The organism is Streptomyces liliifuscus (assembly GCF_016598615.1).
In the GTDB taxonomy this organism is placed as follows: Bacteria; Actinomycetota; Actinomycetes; order Streptomycetales; family Streptomycetaceae; genus Streptomyces; species Streptomyces liliifuscus.
The window spans coordinates 9,142,004-9,154,765 of record NZ_CP066831.1 but is presented as its reverse complement, the minus strand read 5'-3'; the positions used below and the strand labels follow the sequence as shown (position 1 = coordinate 9,154,765).

At 72.7% G+C, this 12,762-nt stretch carries 8 protein-coding genes and 1 pseudogene; 6 read left to right on the top strand and 3 right to left on the bottom strand.

Translation table 11 applies throughout. The annotated features are described in order from the left end of the window. Nucleotides 1-58: 58 nt before the first annotated feature. Complete coding sequence (locus JEQ17_RS39540; protein WP_200399724.1) at nt 59-1,216, top strand: ROK family transcriptional regulator; 1,158 nt, start codon at nt 59-61, stop codon at nt 1,214-1,216. Between the two features lie 79 nt (nt 1,217-1,295). Here JEQ17_RS39540 and JEQ17_RS39535 read toward each other — a convergent pair whose 3' ends face one another. Both JEQ17_RS39535 and JEQ17_RS39530 read right to left on the bottom strand, forming a co-directional pair. Then, the gene (locus JEQ17_RS39535) at nt 1,296-2,057 is read right to left on the bottom strand and encodes a GntR family transcriptional regulator (RefSeq protein WP_200399723.1); all 762 of its coding nucleotides are present in this window, start codon (nt 2,055-2,057) and stop codon (nt 1,296-1,298) included. A 243-nt stretch (nt 2,058-2,300) separates the two neighbouring features. Further along, nucleotides 2,301-3,185 carry an RNA polymerase sigma-70 factor gene (locus JEQ17_RS39530; protein ID WP_200399722.1) on the bottom strand — a complete coding sequence of 295 codons (885 nt, stop codon included), beginning with the start codon at nt 3,183-3,185 and terminating at the stop codon, nt 2,301-2,303. A 283-nt stretch (nt 3,186-3,468) separates the two neighbouring features. Here JEQ17_RS39530 and JEQ17_RS39525 point away from each other — a divergent pair, with 283 nt between their 5' ends. Continuing rightward, nucleotides 3,469-4,299, top strand: a complete 831-nt coding sequence (locus JEQ17_RS39525; protein WP_200399721.1) for an alpha/beta fold hydrolase — start codon at nt 3,469-3,471, stop codon at nt 4,297-4,299. Nucleotides 4,300-4,395: 96 nt separating this feature from the next. Here the strand turns inward: JEQ17_RS39525 and JEQ17_RS39520 are convergent. Further along, a pseudogene (locus JEQ17_RS39520) lies at nt 4,396-5,184 on the bottom strand (EamA family transporter); the annotation flags it as partial. Between the two features lie 47 nt (nt 5,185-5,231). Here JEQ17_RS39520 and pdxR point away from each other — a divergent pair. From pdxR to JEQ17_RS39500, 4 genes are all read left to right on the top strand, one after another. Then, complete coding sequence (pdxR, locus tag JEQ17_RS39515; RefSeq protein ID WP_200399720.1) at nt 5,232-6,677, top strand: MocR-like pyridoxine biosynthesis transcription factor PdxR; 1,446 nt, start codon at nt 5,232-5,234, stop codon at nt 6,675-6,677. 245 nt (nt 6,678-6,922) lie between these two features. Further along, nucleotides 6,923-8,503: an alkaline phosphatase D family protein gene (locus JEQ17_RS39510; protein ID WP_200399719.1), complete on the top strand. Its 1,581-nt coding sequence runs from the start codon at nt 6,923-6,925 to the stop codon at nt 8,501-8,503. Between the two features lie 175 nt (nt 8,504-8,678). Then, a complete protein-coding gene (locus tag JEQ17_RS39505; RefSeq protein ID WP_200399718.1) occupies nt 8,679-10,082 on the top strand; it encodes an SWIM zinc finger family protein in 1,404 nt (467 codons plus the stop codon). Beyond that, nucleotides 10,079-12,742: a DUF7824 domain-containing protein gene (locus tag JEQ17_RS39500; RefSeq protein WP_200399717.1), complete on the top strand. Its 2,664-nt coding sequence runs from the start codon at nt 10,079-10,081 to the stop codon at nt 12,740-12,742. The genes JEQ17_RS39505 and JEQ17_RS39500 overlap by 4 nt, the downstream gene beginning before the upstream one ends. Nucleotides 12,743-12,762: the final 20 nt, after the last annotated feature.

The following is a 12,762-nucleotide window of genomic DNA, read 5'->3' as shown; positions in this document are numbered from 1 at the left end:
CCGCCGCGCCGAGTACGATCCGCCCAACCAACACGCGCACTAGCTGGGAGGACGGACGTTGGGGCGGTTGACCGGCGGGGATCCCTCTCTGCTTCGGAGGATCAACTCCGCGGTGGTGCTGCACGCGCTGCGCGCCACGGAGTTCGCGACGCTCACCGAGATCACCCGGGTGACCGGGCTGTCCCGGCCCACGGTCGAGGGGGTCGTCGAGGGGCTGATCGAGGGCGGGCTGGTCGTCGAGACGGCGGCCGAGGAGGGCGCTGCCCGGCGCCAGGGCCGGCCCGCGCGCCGGTTCCGCTTCCGGGCGGAGGCGGGCCATCTGCTGGGCCTGGAGATCGGCCCGCACCGCGTCGCCGCGCTCCTCGCGGACCTGGACGGCCGGATTCTCGGCTCGCTCGCCAAGGACGTGTGCGAGACCGCGTCGGCGGACGAACGGCTGGAACGGCTGCGTACGGCCGTCGCGGAGCTGCTGCGCCGCGCCGGGGTCGCACGGGGCTCCCTGCGGGCCGTCGGCGTGGCCTCGCCCGGGATAGTGGAGGCCGACGGCACCGTACGCCTCGGTACGGCGCTGCCAGAGTGGACGGGGCTTCCGCTGGGCGAGCGGCTGCGCCGTTCCTTCAAGTGTCCGGTGCTGGTCGAGAACGACGCCAACGCGGCGGCGGTCGCCGAGCACTGGAAGGGCGCGGCCACCGAGTCCGACGACATGGTGTTCGTGCTGGCCGGGCTGAGCCCGGGCGCCGGATCGCTGATCGGCGGGCGGCTGCACCGAGGATTCGGGGGCGCGGCAGGCGAGATCGGCGCGCTCCACCTGCTGGGCCGCGAGGTCACCCCGGAGACGCTGCTGTCCACGACGGACGAGCCGCTGCATCCCCTGGACGAGCAGGCCGTCGCGGAGGTGTTCACCCACGCGCGTGAGGGCGACGAGCGGGCTCTGGCGGCCGTCGACCGCTTCATCCAGCGTCTGGTCCACGACGTGGCCGCGCTCGTCCTGGCACTCGATCCCGAGCTCGTGGTGATCGGCGGCTGGGCGGCGGGCATCGACGGTGTACTGGAGCCGCTGCGCAAGGAGCTGGCCCGCTACTGTCTGCGGCCGCCCCGGGTGACGCTGTCGCTCCTGGGCGAGGCCGCGGTGGCGACGGGCGCGCTGCGGCTGGCGCTCGACCATGTGGAGGAGCAGCTCTTCGCGGTGGAGGGCACCGTGACGGCACGCCGCTGAACGACGCTGATGGGATGGGGGAAACCGAAAGCGTCGCGGCCCGGAGTCCCGGGGCGCGACGCGTACGGATGGAGGAGCGTCAGGAGGCCCGGCGCTCGGGGTCGTGGTGGATCTCCACGCCGCCGGAGTCCCCGAACGTCAGCCGGCAGGTGTCCGCACGGTACGTGGCGACGGAGACCGCGGCCGTGCCTCCCTCGGCGACGAAGCGGGTGGTGACGACGAGGACGGGCGCGCCGGGGAGCCGGTCGAGTTCCTTGGCGTCGTCCGCGCGGGCCGAGCCCAGCTCCACGGAGCGGTCCTGGCTCTCCAGGCCGAGGCGCTGGAGCTCGCGCAGCACGGCACGCGCGCGTGCGGCTCCCGAGGGCGCGTCGATGCCGGAGAGGTCGGGTACCGACGAGGCCGGGATGTACAGCAGTTCGGCGGCGACGGGCTGACCGTGTGTCATCCGGGAGCGGCGCACGATGTGCACCTGCTCCTCGGGTTCGGTCTCCAGGGCCCGGGCCACCGCCGAGGGCGGGACCGCCAGCGTGCAGTCCGCGAGCTGCCAGGCGTCGCCGACCGCGCCCGGCCACGTGTGCTGCTCGGATCCGACGGCCACGCCCATGCGTGGCGGCGCCACGGTCGTGCCGACGCCGCGGCGGCGCTGGAGCCGGCCTTCCAGTTCGAGCTGCTCCAGGGCCTGGCGGAGCGTGGCCCTTGCGACGCCGAACCGGGCCGCGAGATCACGCTCGTTGGGCAGGACCTCGCCCACCGAGAACTCGGAGTCCAGTGCTTCGCTGAGCACGGTCTTGAGATGCCAGTACTTGGGCTCCGGCACCGTATCCAACTGCGTGGTCCCCACCGTGTCCTCCGCAATCGCCGTGTCCCGGCGGCTTTTAACGCCCTTGTTTATTAAAGGTTCCTGCACTATCCCTGCGACCATATGGCGGCCCCAACCCTTGGTCAAGACCAATCCTCGATCCGTTACAGCTCGCACAGATGTGTTTACACAGAGCGTTCATACGGCGTTCGCGATGCGCCGTATTCATGACACAAAGGCAAAGCCCCCGCCTGGTGGACGGGGGCTCGGGCCGGGCGGAACGCGTCAGTCGACGGCGAGCGACAGCAGCTTCTCAGGGTTGCGGATGATGTAGACGCACTGGATCCGGCCGTTCACGACGTCCAGTTGGAGGACGCTGTCGGGCTTGTCGCCGGACAGCACCAGGAGCGCGGGACCGCCGTTGACCTCCAGGAAACGGAACGATGCGTCCGCAATGCCCTTGCGCGAGATTCCGGCGATGAAACGGCCCACCTTGTCGGCCGACTCCAGGACCCGCAGCGGCGCCTGGGCGCGGCCGCCGCTGTCGCCCACCAGGCGTACATCGGGGGCCAGCAGGGACATCAACCCGTCGAAATCGCCCTCCGTCGCGGCGGCGAGAAACCGTTCGGTGAGATCGCGTTGTTCGGCGGGGTCGACCTCGTAGCGCGGGCGCTTCTCCTCGACGTGCCGACGCGCGCGCCCGGCGAGCTGCCGGACCGCGGACTCGCTGCGGTCGAGCGTGACGGCGATGTCCGCGTACGGATAGCCGAAGGCCTCCCGGAGCACGAACACCGCGCGCTCCAGCGGCGACAGGGACTCCAGGACGACGAGTACGGCCAGGGAGACGGAGTCGGCGAGCACCGCCCGCTCCGCCGTGTCGGGGACGGTGGCCCCGAAGTCGGTGACGTACGGCTCGGGCAACCAGGGCCCTACATATGCCTCCTTGCGGGACTGGGCGAGCCGCAGCCGGTCGATGGCGAGCCGTGTCGTCACGCGCACCAGGTATGCGCGCGGTTCGCGTACGTCGGAGCGGTCGCCGCCGGACCAGCGCAGCCACGCCTCCTGGACCACGTCCTCGGCGTCGGCCACCCGGCCGAGCATGCGGTAGGCGACGCCCGTCAGGACGGGCCGGTGCTCTTCGAAGACCTCGGTCACGGTGTCGGTAGCCACGGCACCATCCCAACCCGACGCCTCGGGTCGTGTCCAGGCGAATAACGGGTGGTCCCGCACACTGTGGCCTGCGTACGGGACCGATCGGGAGGTACGCGGACGACGTTGAGGGCCGCAGGCCTGGGAGGTTGACGGCCGCAGGCCCGGGAGGTTGACGGCCGCAGGCCCGGGAGGTTGACGGCCGCAGGCCCGGGAGGTTGACGGCATCCGGGGGCTACCCGCGGGTAGCAATTGCTGACAAGCTGTCTAGGAGTCAGCCGGTCATCAGACGAGGAGCAGCTCCATGTCCGCCACGGTCTCCTTCAGCGTCCCCTCTCCGCTCGGCCCGCGGACCGTGACCCTCGCGTACGCGCGCGTGGGCAGCGGCGAACCGCTTCTGCTGCTGCACGGGATAGGCCACCACCGGCAGGCCTGGGACCCGGTCGTGGACATCCTGGCTGCCGAACGCGATGTGATCGCGGTGGATCTGCCCGGCTTCGGCGAGTCGCCCGCGCTGCCGGACGGACTAGCCCACGACCTGTCGACGATGAACGCCGCGCTCAGCGGGCTGTGCGAGGCGCTGGACCTCGACCGGCCGCATGTGGCGGGCAACTCGCTGGGCGGGCTGCTCGCCCTGGAGCTGGGCCGAGAGAAGCTCGTACGGTCCGTCACGGCGCTGTCGCCCGCCGGGTTCTGGTCCCCCGTCGAGCGGCGGTACGCGTTCGGTCTGCTGCAGGCGATGCGGGCGGCCGCGCGGAGCATGCCACTGCCGATGGTCGAGCGCCTGTCCCGGTCCGCGGCCGGGCGCACCGTACTGACCAGCAGCATCTACGCTCGCCCGGGCCGCCGTTCACCCGAGGCGGTCGTCGCCGAGACCCTCGCGCTGGCCAACGCCCAGGGATTCGCCGAGACGCTCAGGGCCGGTGGCTCGGTGCAGTTCTCCGACGACGTCCCCGGACTTCCCGTCACCGTCGCGTGGGGCACCAGGGACCGGATTCTGGTGCGCCGCCAGGGGATCCGGGCCAAGCAGATCATTCCGCGGGCCCGGCTGGTGCGGCTGCCCGGCTGTGGGCACGTCCCGATGAACGACGATCCGGCGCTGGTCGCCCGGGTCGTCCTGGACGGCAGCCGCTGACCCGCCTCGCGTCCACCGGCCCAACGCGCCCGATCCCAGGGCGACTCCGGCACCGACCAGGGCGCTGCCGACGGCCTGGGGTGCCCCGTAGGAGCCCGTTCCGACTAGCGGGGCCGTGCAGGCCGCCGCGACGGGGATGAGCCCGGAGAAGAGCGTGGCGCGCTCCGCGCCGATGCGCTGCATGCCCATGTACCAGCAGACGAAGCCGATGACCGTGACGATCGCCGCCTGCCACAGCAGGGCGGCGGTCTCGGTGGTGTCGGGTGTCCGCAGCCAGGCGCGGCCGTCGACGATCATCCCGGCCACCGCCGACTCCACGGCCGCGACCGCGCACACGGTGGCGGACAGCAGCCGGGGCCCGAGCGGCCGCAGTACGGGCACGGCGAGCACCGCGAAGCCGACCTCTCCGACGAGCGCGCACAAGGAGAAGGCGATCCCGGCTCCGTCGGCGCGTCCCCACCCCTGGACGGCGAAGGCGCCGCAGGCCACGAGCAACGCCCCGTACAGGACGATCCGTTGGGGCCGACGGCCCTCCAGAAGGGGTACGAGAACGGCCACGACGACCGGGGCGCAGCCTACGAAGACACCCGGTACCGCGGGTTCCGCGGTGCGTTCGGCCGCGATCACGGCGAGGTTGAAGCCGACCATTCCGACGGCAGCGAGCAGCGCGAGCCGTGTCCACTGGGCGGGTGTCAGGGCGCGCAGGGGTGCCGCGCCGCCCCGTCCGACCAGGGGCAGGAGCAGCAGAAAGGCGAGGCCGTAGCGGACGAACTGGCCGCCCGCGTACGGGTAGTGGCCCAGTACGCTGTTGGCGGTGAAGGAGCCTCCGACTAGGACGCAGGCGAGGGCGGCGAGCAGGGCGCCTCGGGTGGTGGTGGCGTTCATGCTCGTGACGCTATGAAGGGTGGCGGTCCGGTTTAAGGTCCACTTCCATGACGTCATCGGGGACCAATCCGGACGCGCCCGGAGCGGCGGGGTGGGCCGCCGCGTGGGAGCTGCTCCTGCCGGCCGCTTCGGCACCGGCACGCGCGCGTGGCCGTTCGCTGCAGGCCGCGCTGCGTGAGGCGGTCCGTTCTGGGCGGCTGACGCCCGGCACCCGTTTGCCGTCCAGCCGTGAACTCGCCGCCGATCTCGGGGTGTCCCGGGGCCTGGTCACGGAGGCGTACGAGCAACTGACCGCGGAGGGCTATCTGCGCAGCGACCGGGGTGCCGGGACGTGGGTCGGCGGGGCCGCGCGGGCCGCGCTCCCCCGCGCGCGGGACCTCGCTCCCCGCTCCCCCGGTGCCCGCGCCGACTTCCTGCCCGGAACACCCGACCTGTCGCTCTTCCCGCGCGCGGCCTGGTCGGCCGCGCAGCGCGGGGTACTCGCCGAACTGCCGCACCACGCACTGGGGTACCCGGATCCGCGCGGGCTGCCCCGACTGCGTACGGCTCTCGCGGAGCTGCTGGCCCGTCGCCGGGGAGTGGTCGCCGATCCGGAGCGGGTGATGGTCGTCTCCGGTGTGGCACAGGCGATGACGCTGCTCGGATTCGTGCTCCACGCGCGCGGGATACGCACCGTCGGCGTGGAGGATCCCGCGAGTCCGGAGCACGGCACGCTGTACGCGTCGGCGGGCATCGGCACCGTACCGCTGCCGCTGGACGACGAAGGGCTGGCCACCGGGCCGCTCCGGGCGTCGGGAGTGCGGGCCGTGGTGACGACGCCGGCGCACCAGTTCCCGTCGGGGATCGCGTACTCCGCGCGGCGCCGCGCGGAACTCCTCGACTGGGCACGCGACGTGGACGGGCTCGTCGTGGAGGACGACTACGACGGGGACTTCCGGTACGACCGGGCGCCTGTCGGCGCCCTCCAGGGGCTCGATCCGGAGCACGTCGCGTACACGGGGTCGGTCAGCAAGTCCCTGGCGCCGGGGCTGCGGCTCGGCTGGCTGCTGGTGCCGGCGGCGCTGGCCGAGGAGGTCGTCGAGCGCAAGCGCACGATGGACCTGGGCAATCCCGTCGTCGACCAGGCCCTCCTCGCCCGCTTCGTGGAACGCGGCGACTACGACCGCCAACTCCGCCGCTGCCAGCGCGCGTACAAGGAGCGCCGCGACACGCTCGTCGCGGCCCTGGAGGACCACTTTCCCGGCGCGCGGATCTCCGGCATCGCCGCCGGCCTCCACGTCATCGCCACGCTGCCCGCCCGCTACGGACCGCAGGCCCAATTCCTGGAGCGAACAGCCACGGCCGGCATCACCGTCCGCCCCCTCACGGCCTACACACACGCCCCGACGGAGGACGACGTGGTGCGCCTGGTACTCGGCTACGCCCACGTCCCACCGACACGCATCCGAGAGGGCGTACATCTGATGGCGAAGGCGGTGCGGGCCGCCCCGTAAGGGGCGCGGGGAACGGCGCGCTCAGTCCACGATGTCCCGCACATGCCCACGCACGTCGTGCCTGAAGGGGCGCGGGGAACTGCGCGACAAGCCCCCACAACCCGCACGTCGTCGTCCGACCGCACCGCCCCGGCCCAACCCGGCGGAGCGGATCGTGTTTGTTCACTTGTGGTTTGTGTGCGCGCTGCGGCACACCAGTAAGTCTGGCCCTGCACACTGGTCGAACCCGTCCCAGGAGGCGTCCCATGTCACACCGCCCGCCGAACCCGTTCCCCGGCCGCCGCAGTGTCCTGCGCGGCTCACTCGCCGCGTCGGCGGCGCTCGCCCTGCCCTCTTCCGTAGGGATGGCCCCCGCGTTCGCCCTGTCGGGTCGGCCGAAGGCGCAATGGGGTGTGCAGGCCGGCGACGTGACCACGAACTCCGGCCTCGTATGGGTGCGTTCCGACCGCCCCGCGCGCATGATCGTGGAGACCTCCGCGACCGAGTCGTTCCGCAGGCCGAAACGGTGGCACGGCCCGCTCCTCGGCGCCGACACCGACTTCACGGGTACGGTCCCGCTGCGCGGTCTGCCGGCGGGCGAGCAGATCCACTACCGGGTGACGCTGGCCGACCCGGACGACTACCGCCGCACCGGTGAGCCCGTACCTGGCACCTTCCGGACCGCCCCCGCCAAGCGGCGCCAGGGCGTCCGGTTCCTCTGGTCGGGGGACATCGTGGGCCAGGGCTGGGGCATCAACCCGGACATCGGCGGCCTCTACGCGTACGAGGAGATGCGCCGACTGAACCCGGACTTCTTCCTGTGCAGCGGCGACACGATCTACGCGGACGGCCCCCTGTCGGCGTCCGTGACGCTCCCCGACGGCCGTGTCTGGAGAAACGTCACCACCGAGGAGAAGTCCAAGGTCGCGGAGACCCTCGCCGAGTACCGGGGCAACTTCCGCTACTCGCTGCTCGACGAGAACGTACGCCGGTTCAACGCCCAGGTGCCGACGATCACCCAGTGGGACGACCACGAGGTCGTCAACAACTGGTACCCGGGCGAGATCCTCACCGACACCCGCTACACGGTGAAGGACGTCGACACGCTGGCCACCCGCGCCCGCAAGGCGTTCAGCGAGTACTTCCCGATCTCCACGCTCCCGTCCACGGGCGAGGACGGCCGGGTGCACCGCGTCGTGCACCACGGTCCGCTGCTGGACGTGTTCGTGCTCGACATGCGTACGTTCCGCAACGCCAACTCTCCGGACCGCCAGCCCGACGACACCAACGGCATCCTGGGCGCGGAGCAGTTGGTCTGGCTGAAGCGTGAACTGGCACGCTCGCGCGCCGTGTGGAAGGTGATCGCCTCGGACATGCCGCTCGGTCTGGTCGTGCCGGACGGCGCGACGGACATCGAGGCCGTCGCGCAGGGCGACCCGGGCGCGCCGCTCGGCCGCGAGCTCCAGATCGCGGAGCTGCTGCGGTTCGTCAAGCACCGCCGGATCACCGGCACGGTGTGGCTGACGGCGGACGTGCACTACACCTCGGCGCAGCACTACGACCCGTCGCGCGCGGCCTTCAAGGACTTCGCGCCGTTCTGGGAGTTCGTCTCCGGGCCCCTGGCCGCCGGCGGCTTCCCGGCCAACGCGCTGGACGGCACCTTCGGCCCCGACCGGGTCTTCATCAAGGCGCCGACGACGGCGAACGTCTCGCCGATGGAGTCCCCGCAGTACTTCGGCGAGGTCGACATCGACGGTGACAGCGGTGAACTGACGGTCCGTCTGCGGGCGACGGGAGGTTCGGTGCTGTTCACGAAGGTGCTGCAGCCGGGGCGTGTGGGCCAGTAGTTCGTGTGCGCGCGGACCGGCGAGATCGCGCCTGTGCCGGTCGGCGGGTCCCGTACTCTCGAACCTCGTGCCGCGTACCGGAGTCATCCCCCGGTGCGCGGCACGGCCGTTGGAACATTTCCTGGGTTTTCGCAGGTCAGGGCCGATTGTCAGTGGTCGCCTCTACGGTTTTTCCATGACGCGATCTTTGCAGGCCGTGGCCTACACCCGACCCTCCGCGCTGGAGTCCGCACCGGACGGGCGGCGCCTGGGACTCGAGACCTCGCGGGGTGCGACGCCCCGCGGTGTCGAGGACCATCCGCGCTTCTTCGCGGGCTTCCTGACGTCGCCTCAGGTGGCTTCGGCGGGTCTGCTCGCGGTGGCGGACGTGGCGGGCGCGCGGTACTACCAGCAGCAGCTGCGGGCTTCGCTGGACCCGGTGGTCACGGGCAACGGCGACCGGCTCCGCTTCGAGTCCTTCTCCGGGTGCGGTGGGGTGTACGCGCGACTGGACGTGCTGGACACGGGCCTGGACGGTGGGGAGGTGGGCCACGGCACGACGAACGTCGACGTCAACAACCCCTTGCGGGAGGCCCTGTCGAGGATCGGCTCGGACGATCCGCTGCATCTGCGCGTCGGCCCGGACGAGATGGCCGTAACCACGCTCGACGGGCCGGTCGTGGAGAAGAAGGTGCCGCTGCCGGACCGGTGGCTGCGCGGGTTCGCCGAGGCCCAGGTGACAGCGGCCGGCTTCGACCTGCGGGCCGAACTACCCGCGGCGGAGGCCGTGCGGTTCCTGCGTTCCCTGCCGCGTTCCACGGCTCGTGGCGCCTCCCGGAGCACGGGGTGGGTCGTGCCGGCCGGGCGGGGGCTGCGACCCACGACCAGGCCGGTGCCCGGAGCCGTGTGCCTGCCGGGCCCGGAGCGGCTGGCCGCCCTCCAAAGGGTCCTCCGCCATGCGACGGCACTGCGGGTGTACGGTCCTTCGCTCGCCGGGGACACCGTGGCGGCCAGTGCCTGGGAGGTCGTGCTGCCCGGGATGCGGCTCACTCTGACGCTGTCCCCGGAGGCTTCGCGGGGATTCTCCGGTGAGGGCGGCGTCCTGGACGCGCTGGCCACCGACGAGGCCGCCGAGGACGCGGAGCTGATCTCGGTGCTCCTCGCCTGGGAGCCCCGGATCGACATCGGGGACCTGTCCGCCGCCTCGGGCCTGCCGGCCGAGCGTGTGCGGGCCGCCCTGGTCCGGCTGGGCACCTCGGGGCGGGTGGGGTACGACACGGCGGAAGCGGCCTACTTCCACCGCGAACTGCCCTACGACGCCGAGCGCGTGGAGCGGCACAACCCGCGCCTGCGGGCGGCCCGGGCGCTCGTGGCGGAGGGTGCGGTGGTCCTGGACGGCGCGCTCGGCACGGTGACCGCGCAGGACGGGCACGCGCACCGGGTGCGCGACGACTCGGGGGCACTGAGCTGCAGTTGCCTGTGGTGGGCGAAGTACCGGGGAGGGCGCGGACCGTGCAAGCACGCACTGGCCGTGCGGATGGCCCGCCGGGGAGCGGTGGCCGGACAGACAGAGGTTCTGATCGACGGGGGTGCGCGATGAGCGGTGCGGTGTCGGCGAACGAGGCGTTGTTGAGGGCTGTGCGGGCGGGGCGGATGGGCGAGGCTGCGGGGCTGCTGGACGGCATGCCGGATGCCGAACGACGGGCCTGTCTGCCCTCGTTGAAGGACCTCCGCAAGGAGTTGCGGGCCGCGCCCTGGGATGCCGCGTCGAGGAAGGCGTATCCCGCGCTGCACGCGGCCGGGGCCGCCTGCCACACCGGAGCGGCCGGGACGGCGACCTGGCTCACCGCCGCCGACCTGCGCTGGTCCCAGGCCTCACCCGGAGTGCTCCTCCATGTGCTGGGCGACCGGGAGCGCGACTGGCTGGGCGACGTGGCGCACCGGCTCGCGGACCGCCCGCCGCTCGCCCAGGTGCCGTACGAGCTGATGTCAGGCCTTGTCCGGCTCTCCGGCTGCCCGGTGCCGACGACCGAGACCTATGTGGTGGGCTGGATCGAGCAGGTCGGCAGCCTGTGGCAGCGCGGTGACACCATCCTTCAGCGGCTGCGCCAGGACCCGTACACGGCGGAGCTGGTCGCCGCCGTCTTCGAGATCGCGGACATCGGGAGCCGCCTGGACTGGCTGTTCGGTGACGGCCCGGACAGCTGGTTCAACGCGCTCGCGCAGCTCACCCGGGAAGGGGCCCTCGACCGGAAGGCCACGGTCGACGCCTGCGTGGCCCGTCTGCTGCGCGGCGGTGTGCCGTCCGACTGCAGGGTGTTCCTGCGGCTGCTGACGGCCCTTGAGCTGACCCGGGACGAGGAGCGGGAGCGGGCCGCCGACTGGCTGGCGCTCGCCTCCGACGCGGTGTCCACGGTGGCCTCGCACGCCCAGTCGGTGCTCGGCTCCCTGGCCCTGGACGGCGAGTTGACGCCCCGGCAGCTCGCGGAGATGTCCGGCGGTGTGCTCTTCCGACCGGAGAAGAAGCTGGTCCGGGCCCAGCTCGTCCTCCTCGGGAAGGCACTGCGGCGCGACCCGTCGAGCGCGGCCGAGCTGCTCCCAGCGGTGGCCCAGGCGTTCGGGCACGAGGACACGGACGTGCAGGAGCGCGCGCTGAAGCTGGTCGAGCGCCACCTCGACGCGGCACCACCGGAGGTGCGCGGTGAAGTGGCCGACGCGGCTGAGGAGTTGAGCCCGGGACTGCGTGTGCGCGCCACGGAAACACTGGGCCTGGACGGGGCCGGCCGGGCGCCGGAGCCCTATGTGGAGCTGCTCCCGCCCGCGCCGGAGCCGGCTCGGGTCCCCTCCGCGCCGGACTCGGCGGTCGAGCTGGCGGAGGAGGTCGGCGCCCTGCTGACGTCCGACGGTGACGTGGCGACGTTCGAGCGCGCTCTGGACGGTCTGGTGCGGCACGGATACCGGGACCGGGACGCCCTGGCCGAAGCGCTGAAGCCCGTGGTCACCCGGCTCTGGTGGGTCGACGCCGACCCGCAGTACAGCTCCACGGTCGAGAAGCACTTCCGCGAGGACCCGCACGGCCTGGAGGTCGTGCTCGCGACCCTGCTCGGCCAGGTGAGTACGGCCACGCTGCACAGAGCCGTCCAGCACGGGCCGATGACCGACCCCTGCGTGCACAGCGCGCTGGCCGCCGCCTTCAACGCCCGGCTGTGGGAGGCGGCCCACCGGCTGCGCACCGACCCACTGCCGTTCCTGCTGGCCACGCCCACCTGGGGGTCAGGCCTTCTGGAGCCGGACGAGTTCGTGGCCCGGCTCGACGAGTACCGCCGGCTGGGCGCCCGGCCCGGGGAAGCCGACTTCACCCAGGCGCTGCTCCGGGTGCGGCGCGACGACCCCGCGGCGACCGCTGCCGCCGCCGACCAGGCGGCCTCGCTCGGCACGACGGAAGGCAACAGGCTGGCGCTGTGGCTCACCTCCGACGGCCCGTCCCTGCCCTGGAGCAGCCGACGGACCTCGGGGGTCCGCATCCTCCTCGAACTCGGCGAACTCGACGGGGTGCCCGGAGAGTTCCCCCCGGCGTTCCGACGGCTCGGCCGGCCCGTGGGGCTCTTCTCGGCGCGCGCATACTGCGCCCACTACTGGGACAGGTCCGAGCGACACCACTGGCTGGCCGTGGTGCCCGGGCGGCGGGAGCTGGTGGCCGCCCGACTGCTGCGCGAACTCTCGTCGGTCGCAGTGGAGGACACCCGTGGCAATGCCTCCGTACTGCCGCTGATCGCCGAGGCGCCGGGCGAGGCGGGCGAGGCCGTGCATCTCTGTGTGGCGTACGGGCTCGGCGCGCGTCACCCGGAGGACCGGCTCAGCGCGGTGGACGCGCTGCTGGTGCTGGCCGCGCGGGGACAGTTGGACGCCGAGGCACTCGGCGCGGATCTGGGGCAGCTGATGCACCGCGGGGCGGTGAAGCCGCTGCGGCTCGCCGAGTCCGTACGGACCGCGGCGACGACCGGCGCGTACGCCACCGTCTGGGAGATACTCCGCGCCGCGCTGCCGGTGCTGCTCGCGGATCTCGCGACGGACGGCGCCGCCTCGTCCGCCCGCGGGTTCGGGGAGCTGCTGGCCGTCGCCGCCGAGTGCGCCGAACGGACGGGAGCGCGGGGCTGTATGGCACATCTCGCACAGGCTGCGGACCGGCGCGGTTCGTCCCGGCTCGTCACCCAGGCCCGCCGGCTGCGTGCCACGCTGGATCACGGGGTGGCCGCCTGAGCTCTCGGCTCGCGTCAGAG